General features: G+C 68.3%; 16 protein-coding genes. 6 read left to right on the forward strand and 10 right to left on the reverse strand.

Annotated features, from left to right (window positions below):
* Positions 1–18: 18 nt before the first annotated feature.
* Complete coding sequence (locus tag ENSA7_RS06005) at positions 19–759, reverse strand: hypothetical protein (RefSeq protein WP_106088230.1); 741 nt, start codon at positions 757–759, stop codon at positions 19–21.
* 87 nt (positions 760–846) lie between these two features.
* On the opposite strand from ENSA7_RS06005, the gene ENSA7_RS06010 reads away from it, so the two are divergent.
* The 4 genes from ENSA7_RS06010 to ENSA7_RS06025 all read left to right on the forward strand — a co-directional run bounded on the left by ENSA7_RS06010 (position 847) and on the right by ENSA7_RS06025 (position 9210).
* Positions 847–2370 carry an OmpP1/FadL family transporter gene (locus ENSA7_RS06010; protein WP_106088231.1) on the forward strand — a complete coding sequence of 508 codons (1524 nt, stop codon included), beginning with the start codon at positions 847–849 and terminating at the stop codon, positions 2368–2370.
* A 187-nt stretch (positions 2371–2557) separates the two neighbouring features.
* Complete coding sequence (locus ENSA7_RS06015; protein ID WP_106088232.1) at positions 2558–4396, forward strand: hypothetical protein; 1839 nt, start codon at positions 2558–2560, stop codon at positions 4394–4396.
* The gene (locus ENSA7_RS06020; RefSeq protein WP_106088233.1) at positions 4396–6162 is read left to right on the forward strand and encodes an acetyltransferase; all 1767 of its coding nucleotides are present in this window, start codon (positions 4396–4398) and stop codon (positions 6160–6162) included. Before ENSA7_RS06015 ends, ENSA7_RS06020 begins: the two co-directional genes overlap by 1 nt.
* Before the next feature lie 15 nt (positions 6163–6177).
* The gene (locus ENSA7_RS06025; protein ID WP_106088234.1) at positions 6178–9210 is read left to right on the forward strand and encodes a hypothetical protein; all 3033 of its coding nucleotides are present in this window, start codon (positions 6178–6180) and stop codon (positions 9208–9210) included.
* A gap of 35 nt (positions 9211–9245) precedes the next feature.
* On the opposite strand, the gene ENSA7_RS06030 is transcribed toward ENSA7_RS06025, so the two are convergent.
* The 8 genes from ENSA7_RS06030 to ENSA7_RS06065 form a co-directional block, all read right to left on the reverse strand.
* Complete coding sequence (locus ENSA7_RS06030) at positions 9246–9626, reverse strand: DUF4150 domain-containing protein (RefSeq protein ID WP_106088235.1); 381 nt, start codon at positions 9624–9626, stop codon at positions 9246–9248.
* A gap of 1 nt (position 9627) precedes the next feature.
* The gene (locus ENSA7_RS06035) at positions 9628–10674 is read right to left on the reverse strand and encodes a beta-ketoacyl synthase N-terminal-like domain-containing protein (protein WP_106088236.1); all 1047 of its coding nucleotides are present in this window, start codon (positions 10672–10674) and stop codon (positions 9628–9630) included.
* Positions 10671–11714 carry a DUF2169 family type VI secretion system accessory protein gene (locus ENSA7_RS06040; RefSeq protein WP_106088237.1) on the reverse strand — a complete coding sequence of 348 codons (1044 nt, stop codon included), beginning with the start codon at positions 11712–11714 and terminating at the stop codon, positions 10671–10673. The genes ENSA7_RS06035 and ENSA7_RS06040 overlap by 4 nt, the downstream gene beginning before the upstream one ends.
* Before the next feature lie 14 nt (positions 11715–11728).
* Complete coding sequence (locus ENSA7_RS06045) at positions 11729–12049, reverse strand: YbjQ family protein (RefSeq protein WP_106088238.1); 321 nt, start codon at positions 12047–12049, stop codon at positions 11729–11731.
* Between the two features lie 50 nt (positions 12050–12099).
* Positions 12100–12510, reverse strand: coding sequence for a hypothetical protein (locus ENSA7_RS06050; RefSeq protein WP_106088239.1), 411 nt, complete (start codon positions 12508–12510; stop codon positions 12100–12102).
* A gap of 121 nt (positions 12511–12631) precedes the next feature.
* The gene (locus ENSA7_RS06055) at positions 12632–14263 is read right to left on the reverse strand and encodes an ATP-binding protein (protein WP_106088240.1); all 1632 of its coding nucleotides are present in this window, start codon (positions 14261–14263) and stop codon (positions 12632–12634) included.
* Positions 14256–15323: a hypothetical protein gene (locus tag ENSA7_RS06060; protein ID WP_219907917.1), complete on the reverse strand. Its 1068-nt coding sequence runs from the start codon at positions 15321–15323 to the stop codon at positions 14256–14258. The genes ENSA7_RS06055 and ENSA7_RS06060 overlap by 8 nt, the downstream gene beginning before the upstream one ends.
* 253 nt (positions 15324–15576) lie before the next feature.
* Positions 15577–16890: a HEAT repeat domain-containing protein gene (locus ENSA7_RS06065; RefSeq protein WP_146157387.1), complete on the reverse strand. Its 1314-nt coding sequence runs from the start codon at positions 16888–16890 to the stop codon at positions 15577–15579.
* 79 nt (positions 16891–16969) lie between these two features.
* On the opposite strand from ENSA7_RS06065, the gene ENSA7_RS06070 reads away from it, so the two are divergent.
* On the forward strand, positions 16970–19090 hold the full coding sequence (locus ENSA7_RS06070; RefSeq protein WP_106088243.1) for a type VI secretion system Vgr family protein: 2121 nt from the start codon (positions 16970–16972) through the stop codon (positions 19088–19090).
* Positions 19091–19103: 13 nt separating this feature from the next.
* On the opposite strand, the gene ENSA7_RS06075 is transcribed toward ENSA7_RS06070, so the two are convergent.
* Entirely contained in the window at positions 19104–20516 is a 1413-nt protein-coding gene (locus ENSA7_RS06075; protein ID WP_106088244.1) for a T6SS phospholipase effector Tle1-like catalytic domain-containing protein, read from the reverse strand.
* A 124-nt stretch (positions 20517–20640) separates the two neighbouring features.
* On the opposite strand from ENSA7_RS06075, the gene ENSA7_RS06080 reads away from it, so the two are divergent.
* Positions 20641–23148, forward strand: coding sequence for a penicillin acylase family protein (locus tag ENSA7_RS06080; RefSeq protein WP_181233262.1), 2508 nt, complete (start codon positions 20641–20643; stop codon positions 23146–23148).
* Positions 23149–23643 lie beyond the last annotated feature (495 nt).

The following is a 23643-nucleotide window of genomic DNA, read 5'->3' on the forward strand; positions in this document are numbered from 1 at the left end:
CTGGAGACTCGCTACGCGCTAGATCTCGCCGACCATCGAGTCATCTGGCAGCGGCTCGGTCGACTGGACCCGGGCCCGACACGCGGCCGCGTTCTCGCTGTCGTCGCGGGCCGCGAATACCCTGGCCAGCCGCTCCCAGATCACGTCGTCGAACTCGAGCTTGTCGCGCCGATCTTGGTCGAGCTTTTCATACAGCTCGGCGGCGAGGCGGTTCATGCCGCCGCGGATCGCCAAGCTGATCGTGGTGACGACCGCCCGCTGGCGCTCCTCGTCGTGGGCCTCGTGCCCCGCGAGCACCCGGGTGATCTCGAGCGGGACCGCGGGTGAGCGCGGGTGCTCTTCTTGAAGCGCGCGCAGCTGGGCCATGGCGCCGTCGAGATCGCCGGTCTTGGCGCGATTCTTGGCTTTGGCGATCTCTGCGAGCAGACCGCCTTCGAGCTCGAGTCGGGCGTACGAGCCGCTGGCGCTCGCTGCCATGAGGGCCGTCAATACTTGCATGGCTTGATCAGGCGGAAGTTCACGGACATCGGGCGCGGGCGGCTCGTCGAACTGCTGGCCTGACGCGATGGCGCGAACGATCGTGAACAACAAGGCACCGATCGCGGTGCCAAGCAGGACGCCGAGCAACCCGCCGAGTGGCCCCGCGTAGTACCAGCCCCATGCGGTGCCACCAGCGAGCGCGATGATCACCAGCGAGATCGCCAGCACTGCCGCCCGGCCCTGCAGCTCTGGCGCCTTGATCCGCTCGTCCTCGTCCATCCCCTCCAACTTAGTCGATCACGGGACATCCATGAAGCAAAGTATGAGTCTAGCGCGGCTGCGCGGACCTATGCGAGCATCGCCGCCATGCGATTTCGCGCCGGTTCGCACGCCCGAGTCTCGTGGCCAGCCGGCTTGGGCCTGACCTTGGGCCTGACCGTCGCCACGCTGATCGCGGCCCCCGGGTCGGCCTGGGCGTCCGGTTTGGATGTCCCGCAGATCGGCACGACCTTCTCGAGCCCAACGACCAACGACGCGGCGGCGCTGTACTGGAACCCCGCCATGCTCGGGTTCGCCGAGAAGGGCGAGGTCCTGATCACCGTCGGTGTGGTGGGCGGCTTCGTGGGCTACCAGCGTGATCGGCTCGGGGCCTATCAGTTCGAAGACTCGCTCGAGTTCGCCGAGCCGATCGACCCGGCCGCGATCGACCCCAGCAAGCCGGGCGCGTACCCGCGGGTGACCTCGCCGATCTTCTCACCCAACGCGGGGCTGTTCGTGTCGGCGCCCGTCATCAAAGATCGGCTCACGCTGGGGTTTGGCGCCTACGTGCCCTACGCCGCGCCGCTGAGCTTTCCGGCAGACGGCGACCAGCGCTTCGCCCTGCAAGACGCCTTCATCGCGGTCTCGCGGATCTCGGCCGGGCTCGGGGTCAAGCTGCACGAGCGGGTCTCGCTCGGCGCCAGCGCTTCATATGTGCTGGGCGTCGTGTCGCTGACCCGGGTCCAGGACTTCGCGGCGGTCGAGATCTTCGCGCAGGCGCTGGCCAACCCGCCGATCAACCAACCCAACGACTTTGGCGACGCCGCGCCCTCGACCGTGCGCGAGCTGTCCGTGCTCGCGCGGCCGTTCGCGCTGACCGACGGCTACTCGCACAACGCGACGTTCAATGTGGCGCTGGCGGCCAACCCAATCGATCCACTGTGGCTGGGCCTGACCTATGATCATGGCTCGCGGCTCAACGTCAACGGGCGATTCCAGCTCGACATGAACGACGAGTTCTTCACGCAGGATCTCGCGGGCCAGGGCCTGGCGTTCCCGCCCTTGGTCACGGGCGACGCCAAGCTGAGCTTTCGACTGCCCAAGCGGATCATGCTCGGGATCGCGTATGACATCTCGAAGCGGCTGCGCGTCGACGGAAATTTTGCGTATGTGTTCTGGTCGGATCTCGACGCGTTCGTGATCACCCTGGACTCGCCCGACCTGGCCCAGCCCGAGATCGGCCTGCCCAGCCGGACCGAGGTCGCCCTGCGGCGCGACTGGCAGGGCACCGTGCACGCCGAGCTGAGCGTGCGCGCGACCGTCGACAAGCGCGAGCGCGTGCGGCTGTCGGCCACGCTCGGCTACCACTCGCCGGCCAGCCCCGATCAGACCATTGACGTCGCGTCGCCCGATGGTCACCGGCTGCTCGGCGCGCTCGGGGTCGCGGTGGCGATCAACGAGCGGATCGGCTTCATGGCCGACGGCGAGGTCCAGGGGATCTTGCCGCGCACGGTGACGACGTCCACCTTCGATCTTGGCAATGGCACCTATGAGCTGGTGCTGGGGGGGGTGCACCTGCACTTGATCGTGAAGTTTGGCAACGGCGGGAAGGTGCTGAAGGGGAAGGGGTGACAGTAGCTAGATTTTTCCGCACGTCGTGCAGCTTCAGGGTGCCAGACGTGCGCCGCGCTTGTAGCGCAAGCCGCAAGTTCGTCGCCCCCGGTGAGTCCCCCGACCCGACCCGGAGGATGGTAGATTGCCCCGGTCGAGGATCTTTATGTCGCATGTAGATCGCCCGCTTCGCTTTGGTTCCCCGCTGTTGTTGCTCGGTCTGTTCGCGGGGTCTGGGCTGTTCGCGGCGGCGGGCTGTGGCGACGACGGCCTCGGCGGCAGCGGCGACGCGGGCACGCTCACGGACACGGGGACCACGACCGGCGACGAGTCCAACGACACGGCCGGCGACGAGCAGTTTGGCGCGGAGACCGAGATCACCCTGCGGATCAGCGACGACGCGCCGCCTCCGCTGAGTCTGCAGATGGGCCGCGACGAGGTCAGTGAGCTGTTCGGCGACGTCGCCAGCGAGATCGAGCTGCTCGAGCTCGACTCGACGCCGCTGCTCACCAACACGCTCAACACGATCAAGAACGCTTGCGGCACCAGCTGGCAGCTCGACAGTGAAGACCCCAACCACGACTGCTCGTTGACCGCGCTGGGGCAGACCTTCGGCGGTGGCGACTGGCAGAGCTCGGCCGAGTTCTCGATGGTGCGAATCTTGACGATGACGCCGGCCAACTCGGTGGTCAACGGGACCAGCCTCGCGGGCGTGGCAGGTGTGACCGAGTTCTTGTCGCTGTTTACGGGCGGGTTCCCGGGCATGCTCGCGGACAGCCTGGGGATCCCCGTCAACGGCGAGTTCCTCGACACGCAGTCGGTCGTCGCGTCGATGAAGGTCAACCTGCTGGCGACCCATCCAGAGGTGTCCGCCGACGGCAAGATGGTCGTGACCCTCGCGGACGCGCTCACCGACATGGCGACCCTGTCGACGCGGCTCGGGCCGGTCGGCGATCACCCGGGCGTGCTGGTCGCCGACTACCCGACCCACGGCGAGGTGTTCGGCCCCGACTTCGAGATGAAGGTGATCGCCGAGTCCAACCTGCGGGTGCTCGACGGCGTGGATCTGTCGGGCGACAAGGACTTCATCTCGGTGATCGTCGACGTGAGCGGGCCCAGCTTCGATGACGAGGCGGAGTTCGACTTCACCGACCCCGACAAATTCTCGATGACCGGGCTCAACCCCAACCCGAGCTTGGATCTGCGGTTTGCGATCTTCGAGCACGACGGCTTCATCGAGTCGTGCACGGAGGAGGTCAGCCCCGCGTGCATCGGCAACAAGCCGAACGTGCCGGTCGGCAACGGCCTGGTCTGGACCCTCGACAAGTGGGATCTCGAGTACATGGTCGCGTACGCGGGCCTGCTGCGTTACTCGTCGCTCAAGAGCGTGGTCACCAAGTTGTTCATCGACCTGGTCGAGGTCGGCCAGGACGGCAACCCCGGCGGCTGGGCGGTGTTCAATGTCCCGCTGGGCTTCCTGTTCGACGAGCCGCCCGCGCAGTACGTCTGGGAACTGATCAACGAGGTCGCGCAGCACAACCTCCACCACCTCGATCCCAAGGGTCCCGCGAGCTTCCCCGAGGGCGCGGCCAACGTCGAATTCACCCTGGAAGACATCCCCTGCGGGCTCACGGGCGAGGAAGCCGAGGCCGCGGTCCGGCCGTTCTTGCAGGGGCAAGCGTCGGACATCGCGGGCTATCTGCTGGGCAACTACAAAGAAAACAGCGGGCCGGTCGACTTCTATTATCGCCGCGCCGACGATGGGGTGCCCTATCTGTTCTGGGTCGCGCCAGATGATCTGCTGGAGGGCCTGCCCTACGCCTGGGCCGCGCCGGGCTTTTATGCCGACGCGGCCCTGACCACCAAGCTGTCATCCACGAGCATCTCCGGGGTCGGCGACACGATGCACGAGAAGCTGCGGATCGAGCCGGGTGAGACCGTCGTGTATGCGGCCGATGACGAGGGTGACACCTACAAGATCCGCGTGCTCGCGCCCGCTGACGACCTGACCGAGATCACCGCCTACATCTCGAAGCGAACCAACTAATGTCGCAGCTCACGAACACATTCAGCAGCCTGGCGCTGGTCGGCGCCCTCGCGGTGGGCATCGCGCTCCCGCTCGGCGGCTGCATCGAGCCGCTGACGATCGAGGACGACCAACCCCAGGCCGAGATCGCCGTGTCCGAGACCCGGCGGATCGAGCTTCGCTACCTTCGCTTCGACGTCGAGGGGTTCGAGCAGGTCCTGACCCTCGACGATCTGCGCGCGATGCCACAATCGACCCTGGATGGGGTCTGGCTGCTCGATCTCGAGCTGACGCCGCTGGTTCAAAACGCGCTCACGCAGCTCAAGCAGCTGCCGGCCGATCAGGTCTCGCAGCTGCCGCAGGCGGCCCAGAACATGCGGACGCTGCTCAACATCACGCCTGACAACGTCGATCTCTCGGGCACCTCGCTCGAGGAGCTGATCGGCCTGTCGTCGTCGGTCGGGCTGCCGCCAGCCAAGGCCCTGAGCGACATCTTCGAGATCGGCGTGACCGAGAATTTCATCCCGATCGAGGCCAACACCCAGGCGGTGGTCGAGGGGTTGATCGCCAGTCACCCGGCCACCCAGCTGCGCGACGGGCCGATCGACGCCGCGCACCCCGACGGGCTCTGGCCGGTCGCGCCCAACTCGCTGCCGATCACGCTGGGTGACGTCGTCAGCAACTTCGATGATCTCGCGGATCGGTTTGGCCCGACCGCGACCGAGTTCGGCGAGCACCCGGGGTTCATCGAGGACGCTACGGGGCTATCGGTGATCGAAGAAGAGTTTGCGATGACCGTGAAGGTCGACCTCAACCCGCTGCCGTTCAAGGGCGCGGATCTAACCGACGTCAGCGGCGCCAGCGTCAACAGCATCGCCAGCCAGATCGAGTCGGTGTTTCCAGTCAATGACCCGGACTGGATGCAGGTCGAGGGCCTGGTCGCCAATCCGTCGATCTCGTCGATGACGGTGGTCATGGTCGAGAACGATCAGTTCATCGCCAGCGGCACCAACAAAGACCCGCTGCCAACCGGGGACTCGCCAGCGTGGAGCCTGCCGCCGTGGGAGTTCGAGCGGGTCGTGGCCGAGATGACCATGCTCTCGGCCCAGAACATCTCGAACCACTGCACCGAGTACGAGCTCGGGACCGGCGTGCAGGCGTTCTCGGCCTGCATTGATGACAGCCACTGGGTGGAGTTCGAGACCTTCAACAACGTCGGCAACCCGCCGCCGCCCAGCTACGCGTGGGATGTCGTGCTCGAGCTCGCGCAGGTGCGGCTGCACGACGGCGGCCTTCAGGAGGGGGACGCAGACATTGCGTTCACGCTGTCCGATGTGTCGCTCGGGGTCGAGGCCGAGGACATCGTCGCCGAGATCCGCACCAACATGGCCGCGGATCCGGTCGCGCTGCAAGATCTGGCCGAGAACCTGACGGCGAACACGTTCGGGTTCGCCGACTTCTACTACTGGAAGCCCAAGCCGGGCGGCTCGGATCAGTGGGAGGGCGACTGGCTGTTCTTCGTGACCGCCGACGACATCCCGGTCGACGACAGCGGCCCCGCGCGGCCCTACGCCTACGCGAACCCGGGGTTCTTCGCGGATCAGGGCCTGACCACCAAGCTGTCGAGCACGGCGGAGGTCGACGGCGACGACACCCACGAGAAGATCCGCATCGCGCCCGGCGACCAGTTGTTCGTCGAGGACGACGTGGGTCGGGTCTATCGGATCGACGTCGCCGCCAAGCCCAGCAACAATCGCCTGGCGCTCGACGTGACCCGGGTGAGGTAGAGTAGTCTTGGCTGGATGCCGAAGGACAGGATCGATGAGCTCGAGTCCGACGAGTCGACCGCGCCGATCAACGAAGAGCTGACGGTGCCGCACGAGACGGGCGAGCTGCGCAGGCTCGCGCGTGGCGAGGTCAAGCAAGTGCTCGATCGGCTGGCGACCGAGCCGCTGCGACTTCGACGAGACAACCTGGTGCCGCGCCCGTGGGGGGGTCGCAGCTTGCTGACCTTCAAGGGCCTCGAGGGCGCGACCCGGCCCGGCCGCTACGGCGAGTCGTTCGAAGTCTCGGCCTACCCAGATGATCCCGAAGCGGCGCGCTACCCCAGCATCGTCGAGTTCGCGGACGGGTCGTCGATGGGCCTGGGCGAGCTGCTCGGCCGCGCGGGCGAGACCGTGCTCGGGCCCAGCTTCTTCGCGGCGTACGGGCCCAACCTGCCGCTGCTGCCCAAGCTGCTCGACGTCGAGGGGCTGCTCTCGGTCCAGAGCCACCCGCCCGGCAACCCCGAGGCGTATGTGGTGATCAGCTGCGACCCCGGGGCCACGCTGCGGGTTGGCTTCAACCGCGACGTCGACGTCGAGCAGATGCGACAGATGCTGCGAGCCGCCCGCGCCACTCAAGATCAGCTGGATGCGATGTTCTGGGTGCCGGAGGAACGCTACGCGCCGCAGCTCGCCGAGCTGCTGGGCAAGCCCGACGCGGTCGCGCGGCTGGGGGAGCGGCTCACGCCGCTGCTGACCAACTCCAGCGACAAGCCGCGGCTGCTCGAGGCGCTCACGGTGCTCGACAATTGCTATCGCGCGATGCTCGACGCGCTCAACGTCATCGAGGTGGCCCCGGGCATGGTCATCTTCAACGCGGATCCACCTGGCGCGAGCACGCCGGACATCCCCTCGGCGCAGGTCCACTGCCTCGGCAACCCCGAGGGCCGAGCCGTGCTCATGCTCGAGGTCCGGCGGCCCGGCACCACCCACCGCGCCTGGGATCACGTGCGGTTCCCAGCCCGGGATCTGGCGATCGACGAGGCGTTCGCGGCGATGACCTGCCGGGCCTCGCATGCCGCGGAGTTCGTGTGCGAGCGCAGGCCGATCGCGGGTCGGGCCGGGGCGTTTCGCTCGGTCAGCTGCGGCGCGTTCGTGGTCGATCACCTGTGCCCGCGGCCGGGCTTGTCGGTCCCCGCCCTGGCCGAGGGCCTGCCGACCACCCTGCATGGGATCCGCGGCTCGGTTCGGCTGCAGGGCCCAAACGGGGTCCACTGGGGCGTGCTCCGAGCTGGCGAGTCGCTGCTGCTGCCGGCCGGAATCCCGAGCCTGAGCCTGGACGCGCAGACCGCCGACAGTGAGGTCGTTCAGGTCACGATCCCGCTGCCGCCACGCGTGCATCCGGTTGCGATCGAGGATCAACCCACGCGGGAGCTCCGGATCTTCAGCGTCAACGAGGCCAAGCGCGAGAACCTGGCGCAGACCCGTCGGTTGGTCGCCGAGTCCACCGGCCCCTCGCAGGTCATGGCGATCGTCAACGCTGGCGACAGCTCCGAGCTGCGGGCGCGGCTGCGGGCGCTGACCCCCGCGATCTTCAGGGCCGACGGGTCCACCAAGGTCTACGTGCACGAAGAGGCGACGCGGCGGGGCCAGCTGCTGGGGCTGATCGACGCGCTGCGCAGCCAACGGGAGCGCGACGGCGGCCTCGATCCCGATCGCGTCTCGCTGGGCGTGATGCTGCCGGGCAAGGGCACGCGGCTGAGCCCGATCACCCAGCGGCTGCACGGGATCAAGCCGCTGTTTCCGGTCCCGGTGCGGGTCCAGGGGCCGCTCGGGCCCGTGTGGCTCGACGGCGTGACCGGGTCGCTGTGGACCTGGACGCTCGTCGCGTGGGCGCTCGAGAGTCATGGCTTTCGCGGGGTCGCGTGGAAGTGGGGGGATGAGCCGCAGGTCGCCGCGAGGCTGGCGACGGCGTTCGACTACGATCTGTCCGACGTCGACGCCATACGGTTTGGCGCGGGCGCGAGCCTGGGCACCAGCGAGCACGACAGCGAGCTCGCGCGCTCCAAGGAGTGGCTGCTCGCGGACGCGGGCTCGCGCGATCTGATCGTTCAGCTGCGGCGGCGTCCGCTCGAGCAGCTGCGCGAGCGGATCGACGAGCACCAGGGCGCGCGTCGGGGCAACAGCTTCGTGCACGTGGGCAGCCCCGCGTTCTCGCACCTGTTCCTGCGTCACGCCGAGCGGGTGTTTGGCGACTGCGAAGGCTGGCTCGACGTCGACGGCTACCTGTTCGAGGCGCTGACCCACGACGAGGCCGAGTGGGCAGCCGAGCTCGAGCGCGACGCCGAGCTGCGGGCCCTGATCGCGCGCTGCCCCGATTTCTACGCGCGGGTGGCCGAGCTGCGCCGCGGAATTCAGGCCGAGCGCGGGCACCCGCTGCGGATCGTGGTGGTCGACATCGGCGCCGAGTCGTACTGGGGTGACATCGGGCAGCTCAGCAAGGCGCGCGCGGTCTGGTCGGCGCTCGCGGTCCAGGGTGAGCAAGGCGACTTCGCGCGCGAGCTCGCCGGGTTTGGCGGGCTCGCGCCGGATCGCCACGGCAACTATCTGGTCGGCGACTCGCAGGTGCCCGACGACGGCAGCGTGCGTGGCTGCGTGGTCATCGACTCGGTGATCGGTCGCGGTCGTGCGCACGCGGCCGTGCTGCTGGGCTCGCGGCTTGGGGTCGCCGGGCTCGAGCCTGGGTCAGTGGCGATCGAGTGTCACGTCAACGCGCTGCGCCTGGGTCGCGACAGCCTCGCGTTTGGATCGATCGATGACTACCTGCGGCTGCCGGCCGAGCACGCGCACACCAGCATTGTCGCGGATCCCAAGGCCACGCCGCTGCAGCTCGAGAGTTGGTTCGCCGACATGCGTGAAGATCCGGGCGCCGCGGACAATTACACCACGCCGCGCTACGGCAACCCGACCAGCTTCGCGGCCAAGTTCGAGCAGATGCGCCAGCGCGAGGTCGAGCCCGCCGAGCTCGAGGCACGGATTGAGAGCTTGGCGAGCGAGTACGGACCCAAGTAACGGATCCAAAGAGCGCGACGGCCCGACTTGCGCGGTCAGCCGAGCGTGTTCTTGTTGTTGTGAAACAGCGGATCCCCGAGCCGACACGCGCCCTTGCCCTCGAATTTCACGTCGAAGGAGTACAGCATGAACTCGGCGGCGTCGCGGCTGGTCCCGCTTGCGACCCCGCCGCTGGAGCCGGCCTCGTCGCCCGACGACTTGCTGTACTTGGCGCCCTTGTTCATGGGCATCGCGCCGTCGCAGGTGATCGTCGCGGGGCCGTCGGCGGTGTCGGCCGAGCGCGCGATGTTGGGGTAGGGGATCGGCACCGGCCCGGCGGGGCCGGGGGTCAGACACACGTCGGGGAACACGATGCTCATGCCGCCGCTGTTGCCGTGGGCGACACCGCGTCCGTTGGCGAAAGTTCGCTGGCCCATGTCAGCCGCCAGGATACAGCAACAGCGCGCCGCAGCGGCCGGGGTCTGAGCACGCCCACACCAAGGTGGGGCCGGTCGCGACGCCAGCTTGCATGAAGCGGGTCGCGGTGCCGAGCATCAAGGGCGCGAGCGCGGCCCCGCAGTCGCCGACGTACTCGGCGGGGTGCTCGATCCACAGGGGCTCGGCAAAATGCTCGCGGTTGCGCACGAACGCGACCCCCCACGCGTTGGCCGAGCTGCTCTCGCCGTTGAGGCCGGCCATGACCAAGTGGACCAGCTGACCCTCGCCGCGGGGCTGGTCGAGCACGGCGCTGCACGCTGTCGCCAGGGTCGTGCGGCGAGGCTCGCAAGGCTCGGCGAGCGCGAGCGCGGTGATCCACGCGAGCGGGGTCAGGCCACGCCGTCGGCAGGTCGCGGCGGTCGCGAGCACCAAGCACGCGGCCGCTTCGCCCGGGGTGAACGCGTCTTGCGGCCCGGAGGTGCGCAGCCGACCGTCGCGCTCGAGCGCGGCGATCCGTTCGTGGTCGAGGTGGCTGTCGACGCCGCCGACCAGCACGAACTCGGCGTGACCGGGGATCAGCAGCTGGTCGCGGGCAGCCGCGATCGCGGTGAACATGCCCGCGCGGCCATCGGCGAACATCCGGCTCGCGCTCGAGGTCAGGCGCCGCTCGGTCTGGACCCCGAGCATCGGGATGAACTGCTCGGACAAGAACGCGTAGCCCGGCAGCGGCCGCGGGGTGGCCAGATACAGGGGCAGCTCGACCTTCGTGAACTCGTGCGAGAGCGCTTCTTGGATCGCCCGGGTCGCGAGCCGGAGCAGCCGGGGCTCGAGCGGACTGGCCCGCACGCACTTGCGCAGCGACGGGGCGATCGGGGGCAGATGAGTGTCGTCGAGGTGGCCCATCACGACCGGCTCGAGCTCGCCGTCGAGCACCCACGTCTCGCGCTTGCGGGTGATCCCGGCGCGGATCGAGGCGGCGGTCTGGCGGGTGTCGAGGCCGATCGGGGAGCAGACCCCCACGCGAACGACGGCGAGCGCCTCGGTCATTGCTTGGATCCTCGCGGCTCGGTCGCGCCGCTCAGCTCGGCCAGGCCGACGTCGACGTGAGAGACCCGAAGCAGCTGCTCGTCGACAGCCAGGCTCGCGCGCCAGGTCAGGGCGACGCTGAGGTGGTGGTCGTTCGTGGTCTCGATGAGGACAGTGTCGAGCACGGGGTTCAAGTCATTCGTCGCCCCCGCCACGACCGCGCGGACCTCGAAGCGACACCGCGGCAGCGCGAACTGCCAGGCTCGATCGGCGTCGAATCCGGACAGCGTGACGGGCTCGCCGCCGTGCAGGCCCGACGCGAAGCTGTGCCCTGGTGCCGCGCTGCAGAAGAACCGTGGGTCGAAGTCGGTGGGTAAGAACGGGGCCTGATGCTTGCGCCAGCTCGCGTCGTAGCTGCCCGCGTAGGCCACCCGGGGCTGCCAGGTTGGCGCGATCGCGGCGAAGCCCGTCGGCGTTGGGGTCTGCCCGAGCCAGGTCAACGGTTCGTCGGGGTCGTCGACGTTGGGGACTGGCTGGCCGATCATCGCTTGCGGCCTGCGAGCGCCGAGCAAGCCGACACCCACGGGGTTGCGATGCTCGGTCGACTGCGCGTCACTCAGGTGGCGGCCGCCGAACGCTCGCTCCCAGGTGATCGGCGTGCGCACGAACGGGAGCGGGCGACTGGGCTGGACATGGCCGCCGTACTCGACCCAGCTGCGATCACCGTAGACCCGGGCGCGCCTGAGCTGATCGGCCACGCGCACGTGGACGTCGAGCTCGGTGACCGCCTGGGCCCGCGGCGCGCAGGCTTCCCCGATCACGATCACGTCGGCCGCCGGCTTGGGCAGGTGGAGCTCGGTTGGATAGCGGAGGCTGCTCGCGGTGGGGTCGCCCCAGTACTCGTCGGCGAGGGTGATCGGGCGCTGCTCGGCGGCGATCTCGAGCGTGTCCGCGACGACGAAGCTGGCCTTGAGCACCACGACGATCGTGTCGACGCCGCGACGATCTGGGGTCGCGAAGATCGTCGGCACGAAGGGCGATGTGTTGCGCAGCTGCAGCATGAATCAGGAGCGGATCAGCCGACCTCGAGCACCACCGCGGTCCCGTACGCGAGCAGCTCGGCCGCGCCCTGCATGACCGCCGATGTGGTCATGCGCAGGCCGACGACCGCGTTGCCACCGTGGGACAGACACTCGGCGCGCAGCCGATCGAGCGCCTGCTCGCGGCTCTGCGAGAGCATCGCGGTGTAGCCTTCGACCTCGCCGCCGATCAGCGTGCGCAGGCTCGCGAGGATATCGACCCCGACGTTGCGGGTGCGGACCGTGTTGCCGCGCACCAGCCCCAGCACGCGCACGATCTGAAAGCCGGGCACCGTGTCCGTGGTCGCCAGTAACACCCCCCCAGCTCGGTCCAGGGGAGCAAGTGTCATCGATGTCTTGCCGTTGGTCATCGCTTGATCTCGTCGTAAGGGTCACTTCGTTGGCCGAGTCGCACCCGAAGAAACGACCCGAGCACGACCACCGCGCCGGCCACCGCCAGCGCGGGGCCGAGCGGTGTGCCGAACATGCCGATCACCCAGCCACCGATCATCATGCCAAGCCCGACGCCCCTCGCCGCACGCATCCGTGGCGCGTGGTCGGCCTGTGCCAGCGCGTCGTCAGCGCGGACCCGCTCGAGCCACGCGCCGTCGTTGCTGGTGCCCGGCAAGATCAGCGCGGGCACATGCGCGTGGGCTCGCTCGACCAGGTCGGGTTGCTCGCCGTAGAGCGCCAGCTCCTCGCGCTCGGCGTCGTCGAGCTGACCGGCGCGCTCACGGGCGAGCAGCTCGGTGACGCGCTGGAGCTCGGGGTCGTCCACGGCCGCGAGCTTAGCAGGGAAACGCCCAATCGAGCCGACGGAGGGATCGAGGCCGAGTCGCTGGCGATCCCGAGTCGCTGGCGATCCCGAGTCGCTGGCGATCATGGATGCGCAGCGTGGATCAGCGTCGCCACTTGCTCGGGCTGCGCCGCTTGCTCGGGCTGCGCCGCTTGGCGGCCTTCGGGCGGGGGGCATCCTCCGCGGCCGCGAGCACGGGGACATTGACCACGTAGCTCGGACCCCGGAGTTTACGTAGCTCCGCGCGGATGTCGTTGGCGACCTCGGTGACCTCATGGGGGGCGAGGACATCGTGGCCGAGCTCCTGGGCGAGCGCGAACGCGAGCGGCTCGTACAGCGGGATCGTGGTTGCGATCGCGTGGAGACCCTCGGGGTTGGCGACCGCGAGCTGCAAGAGGGTGTCGCGGTGGACACCGCGCAGCTCGCTGAGCGACTGGGGAGTGTCGCGGGCGAGCTGGCTCAGGAGCTCGAGGGCGCGATTGTGGTCTCCGCGGGTGACGGCAACCTTCACGTGGCGTGAGTTCGGAGGCGCGTCCGTGAGTCGAGCCTCGAATTCGATCGCCACCTCGGGCAGGCGCTCCGGCAGGTAGAATTGTGCCATGAACTCGATGACGTGGGCGACCCGATTGTGTGGACTCGGGCTGGGGCGAAGGCCATGAAACAGGCCATACAGCCGCTCGCTCGTCTGGTAGTACTTGGCCCGGCCCCTGATTGTCACGATCTCGACGGCGCCGCGATGGACCAAGCGTCCGAGCAACATGCTGGCCTTGTTCACGGTGAACCGCGCGACTTCCCCGATCTCGCGTGCGGGGCTGGGGTCCCACAGCTCGCACAGGGCCTTGAACACCCGGCGTTCATCGAGCGGCAGCGCCTCGATGTTTGACTCGAGATAGTCGCTCTGATCGTCGATCAATCCGAGCAGTCCCGGGTGCAGTGCATCGCGCAACGGGAGCCCGCGTGCGAAGCCGGCCAGCACGGTGAGCAAGCGTGGATTCCCGCCCGTACAGATCTCGATCAGGCGGCACGCTTGCGCTTCGAGTCGATCACCCGTCAGCTGCTCCCAGACCGCCCGAACGGCGTCGCGGCTCAGGGGGCGCAATCGCAAGGTGGCGAACAGCTCATAAGTGGCTTTCTTGGGCTGCTCAATCTCATCGAAGCGGGCCGTCGCCGTGGCGAGGAGCATGATCCGGGGCTCGTTGAGCAGCGTGTGGCGCAGCATCCAACCCTCTTCCTCGTGCATCTGAGCTCCGAGGATGTCCTGCAGGTTCTCCACCGCGACCAGCAGTCGGACCCCGCGCTCGTCGGCAAAGTCGAGCAGACGGGCGAGCGCCAGATCGTGGAGGCGCTTGCTGTCGTGCTCGCGCCGAAGCGCAACATGGGCGCTGCGCAATTTCTGATCGTTGGTCTGCCTGGCGAGCTGATGCAGCGCCTCCAGCCACAGCTCGGCCGCGGAGCCCACATTGTAGGCTTGTTCGTCGAACACGATCGGGTACCACTGGGCGGCCAGCTCCGGATCTCGCTCGATCGCCCGTGCGACGCGATGAACCAGCATGGTCTTACCCATCCCGCGCTGCCCGATGATCAATAGATGTTGATTGCTCGCGGTGTTGTTGTACGAGAGGGTCTCGAGCACCGACTCGAGCTCCGGTTGCCGCGCGATGAACGAGTTGATGAGCTCGTCGGCCGACGAGAAGCCGGGGTTGTGGGTCATGGTTTGGTTTCGTCGTTCAACCATGGGTGCCTCGCTGCGCGAGTGGACGATGAGTCAGGCGATGGCGTGCCCGCCACCAGTCCTGCAGGAGCTTGTTGGCGAACACGTAGTCGTCTCGTTCGAGCTGCAGGTAGCCGTCGTGGATGAGCACGTGGATGACGTCTCGAAGCGCCTGCGGCTCACTCTCGGACGCGAGCGCCCGCGCGCTGGGGATCGAAAGCGCCCCCACGATCGCGGTCTCGCTGAGTAGATCGACGGCGAGCTCCGCCAGCTCACTGCCCAAGCTGGTCGAGAGTCGCTCTTCGTAGTGAGCCAGCTCGAGGTGGCCGTGCGAGCCGAGCAGATGGGTTTGATAGACCCGCTCGACGTCCGCACGGGTCACGTAGAACACCTTGCGCTGGCGTGCATCCTCGCGCAGCGATCGCCAGAACACCTGAACGTGATGCGGAACATGGATGCCCAGACGATCGAGGACCGCGTCAGATGCTCCCTCGGCCCAGCCAATCCGCGCATGATTGGCGAGCGCGCTCAGTGCCCCGCTCGCCGTCTCGCGGTCCCAGGGCGGGAGGTGAAAGCGGGTGAACGTGTTGAGGGTCGCGCTGAGCTTGGCCTGCGAGAGCACGGGAGCCAGGCCGATCGAGCTGGCGATCACAAAGCGGATCTGCCGGGTGTGTCGAATGCTGGCCGCGCGCAGCCAGGACATGAGCTGGTCGACGGCGGCGACGCGCGCTGGGGTAACTCTGTAGTCATGGCCCTTGAGCAGGCGGTTGACGAGGATCGCCAGCTCATCGAAGTAGACGACCACGGGCGGCGTGTTGGCGACGAACTCGTCGAGCAGCCGGTTGGCCTTGCTCTGCCAGTCGGTCATCGTGCTGCGGATCTGAACCGCGAGCTCGCGCGCCTGAAGCTGCGTCACGTCGCCGAGCGCGTTGCGGAACACGTCAAGCGCCCGCTTGTGCAGCTCGCGGTGCTCGCGGCTGGCCAGCGCGAGCTCGACCACCAGGTCCTCGGGCCCGGCCGCGCCCTGAAGATCGACGTGGACCGCGACGAACTCTCCCTCCAGGCGACGCGCGAGTTCGCGCATGATGCTCGTCTTGCCGATCCTCCGCGGAGCGGCGATAGCGATGTTTGCGCCATCCCGAATGAGCTCGGTGAGCTCCGCCAGCTCGGGTTCACGGCCCCAGAAGCGGTCCCCGTGCACCCAGTTCCCGACGTCGGAGGGGAGTGATCTCTCGAGCTTCGGCTTCGATGGCATCATTTTTGATGCCATATTCCTGGCCGCTGGTCAAGATGTTCCATCAATCTAGATGGCAGCGTACGCGCTGCAAGGCGCTCGATCAGTTGCCCGGCAACGCGAGCCCGCGCTGAAAGTCCGCGAAGGCCAAGCGCGCGAACACGTCTTGGATCTGCCCATGCTGCGCTCCGGTGAGCGCCCAGGTGGCGATCTGCGCTCGACCCGTGGTTCGGGCCGCGAGCTCGAGCGCCAGCGGGTGGCGACGTCGAGTCGGTACCGCGGCCAGGCTGCGCGCGAGGGCAGGTAGGTCCAACGCGGCCCCGTTCGAGTAGCGCAGCCGCGGATCGAGCTGACTGCGACGGCGGGCCCACCAGAACCGAACCGCGTCCGGGTCCGGCAGCCGCAGCTTGTCGTCGCCGCTGGGGATCACCCCTCGCTCGAGGTCGTCGCGGTCCAGCGGAGGAAGGCCATCGTCGTCCGCGTCGCCAACCCGCACGCCACGGTCCAGCCAGTGATCCGGCTCGTCGTCGCGCAGCCCCGCGATCGCACACACGACCTCCCCCGCGAGTCGAGCCAGCCGCGGGTCCTCGAGCAGCTCGAGCGCGAGATCAATCGCAGCCGGTCGCCCGGTCAGCCCAGCCGCCCAGACCAGCGCGCGCGTCGGTGCGTCGCGCAGCGTCGTGAGCAGGCGCTGGTGGACCGACGCGTCGCCCAGCATCGCGAGCCAGCCCAACGCCTCACGCTGCCTGGTCCCCCCACGCGGGCTGAAGGCCTCACGCGCGACAGCCAACCACGCGGGCATCTGACCGCGGATCAACCCGCTCTCGATCGCGGCCCAGCGCAGCGCGTCGTCTTCGTGCTGCATCAACGGATGCAGCAGGTGCAGCGCCGACGGAGCGCCCGTGTGACGGGCGAGCTGTGCGGCAGCGCGTCGGACCTCGAGGTCTTCCGCGCCCAACCACGCCACCAGTCGCTGACCGGCGTTGACCCGGTGGGCAGCCAGGATTTGCAGTCGGCTGGCGAGGACCCGCGGCGCGAGCCGATCGAGATCCCGCCCCAGCCACGGGACCAGTCCGTCGCGCTGGCTGAGCGAGAGCCCCCGGACCAGACCGCGGTGCCCGACCTCCTCGGCCCGATCCAAGCTCGCCAGCAGCTGCTCGCAGGCGTCGAGTCCGGCCCCGTGGAGGATCGCCAGGCCGACCGCGGCGGTGCGGAATTCATCGTCGTCAACCTCGTTCAGCGCGGGCAGCAGCAGCCGCTCGACCACGATCGGCCCGCCCACGCGCAGCGCCTCGAGGTGGGCGAGCAACCGCTGCTCCGGCCCCGCGCGCAGCTTGGCGACGCTGAACTTGGGCGAGTCGACGCAATTGGACCAGGTCTCGACGAGGAACTCGGCCTCATCAAGGTGCTCTCGCATGATGTCCCAGATGACATCGCTCATCGGTCGTCGAGCCCGCTGAGTGTTATACGCTGTCAGAGCCTCCGCGAGCCAATCGATGCCTGAACGTCTCCCGCCTGTCAGCTATGAGCTCGCGCTGTCCGACCACGCCGACGTCGCGTGGCAAGTGACCCGCGTCAGCGTCAGCGAGGCGCTCAACGAGCCGTACCGGGCGGTCATCGACGCGCGCACCGAGGCCGAGCACTTCGACACCGACACGCTGCTTGGCTGTGACGCGGCGCTGACTCTCGTCCGCGGACATGGCCCCGCGCGCGCCGTGTGTGGGCTGGTCTCGCGCATCGACTTTCTCGGCGTCGGCGATCCCCACCTGCTGTTGCGCTTTTACGTGATCCCGGCCGCGGCCGTGCTGCGCCGCAGGGTGGACTCGCGGATCTGGCAGCAGATCGACGTGCGCGAGCTCGTCAAGCAGGTCCTGGGGGTTGGGCTGAGCGACTACGGGCGCGAGCTGGACTTCGCGGGCATCGAGCGCGGGCACGCGCTGCGCGACTACTGCGTGCAGTATCGAGAGTCGGACTTCGACTTTGTCTCGCGCCTGCTCGAGGAAGAGGGCATCTCGTACGAGTTCATCCACGACGCCAAATCGAAGCTCGAGCGGCTCACCCTGCGCGACGCCAACGCCCAGTACGCCGAGCTCGAGGGCGCCCACGGCAGCGCCGAGCTGCCGATCATCACCAGCAACCCGAGCGAGGCCGACGTCGAGTCGATTCAGGAGTTCGAGTGGACCAAGGAGCTGGGCTCGACCAGCGTGCTGCGCCGCGACTTCGACTGGAGGACCCCGCGGCACTTGCTGAGCGCGCTCGACGAGGGCGCGGACGATCGCGGCCGCGACCGCCGGGTCTACGCCCACGGCACCCGGCGCTTCATCGAGGACGAGCTCGAGATCCGGGCCAAGGATCAGCGCCTCGCCAGCGCGCTGGCTGCTCGGGTCGCGCGTGGTCGCAGCAACGTCACGGCCATGCGGCCCGGCCTGCGGTTTCGGGTCGTCGGTCACTATCGGATGGACCTCGAGCAGGAGTACCTGGTGACCCACGTTCGCCACAGCGGCGCCGAGGTCGACGTCAGCACCAGCGGCACCGCGGGCGAGACCTACATGAACGAGTTCGAGTGCGTGCCCTTCGACGCGCCGATCCGGCCCCTAGCGAAGACCCCCAAGCCGCGCGAGTACGGGCCGCAGACCGCGATCGTGACCGGGCCCGAGAGCGAGGACATTCACACCGACGAGCTTGGGCGGATCCAGGTCCAGTTCTACTGGCAGGAGCACCCGAGCTACGCCGCGGACGCGTCGTGCTGGATTCGCTGCTCGCAGAGCTGGGCGGGGATGGGCTGGGGCGCGCAGTTCATCCCGCGGATCGGCATGGAGGTGGTCGTCGAGTTTCTCGAGGGCAACCCCGATCGCCCGCTGGTGACCGGCTGCGTCTACAACTCCGAGCACATGCCGCCGTTTGCGTTGCCTGATCACAAGACCCAGAGCGGCTGGCGAACCGAGTCGTCGCCGGGCGGCGGCGGTTCCAACGAGCTGCGCTTCGAGGACGCCGCGGGCGACGAAGAGATCTACCTGCACGGTGAGAAGGACTGGACGATCGAGATCGAGGACGACAAGCGCGAGACGATCGGTCACGACGAGTCGTTCTCGATCGGGCACGACCAGACCGGGCAGATCGGCAACAACCAAACCCTCACGGTTGGCTGCAACCAGGTCGAGACGATCGGGCTCAGCCGGACCGACACGGTCGGCGCCAGCGCGGTCGAGACGGTGGGCGTGGCCAAGAGCGTGACCGTGGGCACCGTGCTCGACGAGCGGATCGGCAGCAACCGGACCACCGCGATCGGCGAGGATCACACGCTGAGCGTGGGCGGCGACGCGAGCGAGACCGTGGCCGGGGACAAGTCGGTCGCGTCGAACAAGCTCACGGTCGAGAGCGCGGACGCGATGACGGTGACCAGCGCCAACACCTACTCGCTCGAGGTCACGGATCGGCTCACCGTGAAGGGCGACGAGAAGGTCATCGTCGAGGCCGCCGAGGAGATGGTCTTCAAGTGCGGGGACGCGTCGATCACCCTGAAGAAAGATGGGAAGATCCAGATCAAGGGCAAGGACGTGCTGGTCAAGGGCTCGGGCAATGTGGTGATCAAGGGCCAGGAAGTGGCCGAGAACTAATCAGCGAGGCACGTCAGCACGCGCGGTTTGGCTGGTTGTGGTGAATGATGCGTTGCCAGTTGGGCGCCGGCTCGTGCGGGTAAATGTCGACTTGAAAGCCCGGGATCCGACGCATGGCTTCCCGCGCGTTGCCGTCGGCGCGCCCGTAGTGGCATGACCAGTGGATGAAGTTCATGCGCAGCATCGCGAGGTCCGCGACGCCGAGCTGCGGGCTGGCGGCGAGCCGGCTGTGGATACCCTGGAGGATCGCCGGGATCGCGTACTCCGAGGTGTTGGGGACGCTGCGAAACGGAACGCCGTGACTGCGTGCCTGCCTGTGCATGAGCTCGAGGTAGACCTTCTCGAGCCCGGGGTCGATCGAGGACCGGACCCACGCGACCCGGCCGTCGTAGGAGTAGCGCGTCGACGGCAGCCCGTTCGGGTCTTCGCGCATCTCGTCGTAGCTGAGCGAGAACTCTGGCGGCTGGGTGCCAGCGTAGTGCTCGTGGATCATGCGCTGGGCGAACGCCGAGTAGCGCTGCATCAGCTCGTCGCGACACGCGAGCGCCTCTGCTCGGGTCGCGAAGTTGCCGAACGCGGGCTGGACCGGCACCACGGTCTCGCCGCGAGCCCGATAGCCCCCGCCGATGTCGGAGTGGGCCCCGGGATACACGATCTCGACGCCGCCGCTGGGGACCGCGCCCGAGCGCGAGCGAATCGAGTTGGACGCGAAGTTCTTGCGGTACTCGTTCGCGGCCACGAAGTGGCAGATCGCCTGAGCGGAGCTGTCGTCGAGGTGCACGTTGACGTCGGCGTTGTCGGCGTCCGAGGTGTCGGCGCCGTCGCGGGGCGTGCCGATCGCGGCGACGGTGTCGAACAGGCCGACGAACCGCACCGTGGCCTCGGGCAGCTGTACCCGGCCGAGGTCAGTCGGCTCGTCGTCGAGCAAGAACCCGGTCCGGACTGGCTCGAACGAGCGCCGGTTGACGCAATTGACGAAGTAGCGCGCCGCCGCGGCGCCGCGGCTGAACCCGAAGGTGTCGACGAGGATCTCCGCGTAGCCGCGACCTCGCGCCTCTTGCTCGAGTCGTCGGCAGGCCGCGTGAACCCGGGCCGAGACCCCGGTGTTGCCGGTCCCGAGCGCCGCGTCGACCATGTCGTCCGAGCCGTTGGTGTTGGTGCCGATCCCCTCGAGGTACACCCCCCGCCGCCGTCGCTCGCTGCCGTCGCCGTCGTGGTCCGAGGCGTTCGAGTACAGCTGATACAGCAGCGCGACGTTGGACTTCGCGTTGGCGTAGCTGCCCTCGCGGCTGCCCCCGGCGTTCTCGAGGTTGTTGAGGGTGCCGTCGAAGAAGAAGCCGATCTCGAGCGTGCGGGATGAGCTCGAGCTCGACCCGCTAGAGCTCGCTCCACCCGACTGCGTGACTCGCTCGCCTTGCTCGACCATGCGCGTGAGCGAGGGTACCCCGTGGTCACGCGAATGAGGCTATGCTGGCCGCCGCGCCGTGTCGCGCGAGCTCCCAATGCACCTACGTCGTCGTTTGTCGAAGTTTCCTGCGTGTCGTGTCGCGTTGTTGCTCCCGCCGTTGCTCGGCAGCTGCGGGCCGGCCGAGGGTGATCCTGGTCCCGAGCCCGGGGTCGTCGACGTGTACGTCGATGCCCAGGGCGTCGCCCACGTCTACGCGCCGACCGACGCGAGCCTGTTTTGGGCCTCGGGGTATCTGCAGGCCGAGGCTCGGCTGGCGCAGATGGTGCTGCTGCGTCGTCGCGCGCTCGGGCGCCAGGCGGAGGTGCTCGGCGTAGGCAAGGTCGACGAGGACGAGCTGTCGCGGATCATGAATTTTCGTGACCTCGGCGCCCGCGACATCGAGCGGGTCCGCGAGCAACACCCCGACGACTACGCGCTGTACGAGGCCTGGGTCGCGGGGGTCAACGCGTATATCGAGGAGCTGGCCAGTGACGAGCGCGATCGGCCCGTCGGGCTTGGACCCGAGGGGCTCGATCTGATCCCCGAGCCGTGGACGGTGGCGGACGTCGGGGCGATCGCCAAGCTCCTGATGTTCGGCAACTCCAACAGCCTCGAGAACGAGCTGCTCACGACCGTGCTGCTGCGCATCGATCCGACCTTGTTCGACGCGCTCGAGCTGCCGCTGCCGGCCTATCCGATCTTCACGCTGCCGCCCGAACATCGCCCGGCGCCCGGCGCTGCGCTGCCGCTCGGGCTAGGAAACCTGGCGCTGCCGCCCGCGCCCGACGTCGATCCGCGCCCGACGATCGCCGGGCTGAAGCGCCTGCACGAGACCCTCGCCGAATTCTCGGTCGAGGGCTCCAACGCGTGGGCGGTCGCGGGCGCGCACACGGCCACGGGTGGGCCGCTGCTGGCCAACGATCCACACCAGCCGATGTCGAGCCCGTCGATCGTCTACGCCACGCACCTCGACAGTAAGTCCGCGGGTGGCAACTACGCCGTCGCAGGGTTCGCGTTCGCGGGCTCGCCAGGGGTCCAGCTGGGCCACACCCAGAGCGTGGCCTGGGGCGCGACCACGGGCACGGCTGACGTCATGGATCTGTGGTCGGTGAGCGTGAACGCCGACGCGCAGACCGTGCAAGTGGGTGATGCCAGCGTCGCCTACGTGCCGCGGACCGAGACGATCGGCGTGCGCGGCCAGTCCGACGTGGTCCTGGTCGTCGACGAGGTGCCGGGCTACGGGCTGCTGCTCGGCGACGCGCTGCTGCTCGATCTGGGCATCGACGAAGCGTTCGTCGCGGGCGCGGATCGTCGGCTGTTGCTCAATTGGACCGGGTTCACGGCCGGCAACGAGCTCCCAGCGTTCATGGCCATGAGCCGCTCGACGAGCGTCGATGAATTTCAGGCCGCCGCCGACATGATGGAGGTCGGAACCTTCAACTGGCTGTTCGCCGACGCCCAGAGCATCGCCTATCGCTCGCGTATCTTGGTGCCCGATCGCGGCAGTCCGAGCGCAATGGCGATCCCGTTCTCGATGCTCGATGGCGCCGACGCCAGCAGCTACTGGAGCGGCGCCTACCTGGCCGACGCGCTGTTGCCCGCCAGCCGCGACCCGGCCCAGGGCTACTTGCTCAGCTCCAACAACGATCCCTACGGGTTCACCGAGGACGGCGACGTCCGCAATGATCCCTTCTACTTCGGGACCTTCTTCCTGCCCGGGTTTCGGGCCCAGCGTGGCGACGACGAGCTGCGCCGGTTGATCGCCGACGGCTCGGTCGACGTCGCCGCGATGCAGGCGCTGCAGACCGACAACCACCTGACCGAGGCCGACATGCTGCTGCCAGTGGTCAGCGCCGCGTGGGCGGCCGTCGCCAGCGATCCCGATCTCGCGCAGTACGAGGGGCGGGCCGACATCGAGTCGCTCGTGACCCAGCTCGAGGGCTGGGACCGGCGCATGGCCGCCGACTCCGGGCCCGCGATCGGGTTCTTCGTGTTCGCCAACGAGCTCGCCCGGGTCACCGTTGGCGACGAGATGTCGCTGGTGTTCGAGGCTGTCGTCGGCGCCGCGCCAGCGTTCCCGCTCAAGTTCAGCGCGCTCACGATCACGGAGGCCTACGCGAACGCCAGCGTGTTGCTCGACGGTACGCCCGAGGCCCTGGCGCTCGCGGCCCTCGACGCGACCGCCGTGTGGCTGGCGGATCGCTATGGCAGCGTCGACATGAGCGGGCTGCGCTGGGATGCGATCCACAAGACCCGGTTCGAGTCCCCGATCGACGCGCTGACCTGGGGCGACGTCGGGACCGCGGGCTCGGTCGGCTCACTCAACCAACTGACCGGCCGCTACTTTGACGCCAACGGCGACGTGGCCCCGGAGTTCATCAGCAAGCACGGCCCCATGTTCCGCTCGGTGGTCGCGTTTGGACCCGAGGGTCCGCGCATGCACTACAACTTCGCGCCTGGCAACGGCGGCTCGCCCAACGCGGACTTCTGGGGCGACTTGGTCGACGCCTGGGTCGCCGGGACCTACGTGGAGATGCCCTTCGCGCGCGAGGACGTCGAAGCGGCGGCCGTCGAGACCCGGCGGCTGACCGCGCCCGAGCCGTTTCAGTGACGCCGCGCGTGGACCAGCTGGGAGCGCGGTCTCAGCAGCGAAGCGGCCGTGGTCGGAGATGTATGGTAGTTTGGCCATGATGCGCGACGACGCACAGGCGCGGCAGCAACGGGCGAAAATTCGGCGCGAGACCTGGCGACTCGAGCCACTCTCTGACTCGCCGCCTTCGCCGCCAGCGAGCCTCAACGAGCGACTCGAGCAGCTCGAGCAGTTGCGCCGAATCGCGTTTGCCTTGCAAGGTGTCCCCTATCCCGAAGGTCCGACACCCAAAGACGAGCGGCGAAAGTGGCCGGTGGAGCGCATCGGTTGAGCGCACCCCGACTGCCACCGGACTTTGCTAATTTGTTCGTCTGCCTCAACGAGGCCGGCGCTGAGTACATGCTCGTAGGCGGCTACGCCGTGATGATCTACGGGTACTTACGGACAACCCAGGCTCTGGACGTGTGGGTTCACGCAACTCCAGGGAACGCGGCGCGGGTAATGCAAGCGATGACA

It is taken from the genome of Enhygromyxa salina, assembly GCF_002994635.1.
GTDB lineage: Bacteria > Myxococcota_A > Polyangia > Nannocystales > Nannocystaceae > Plesiocystis > Plesiocystis salina_B.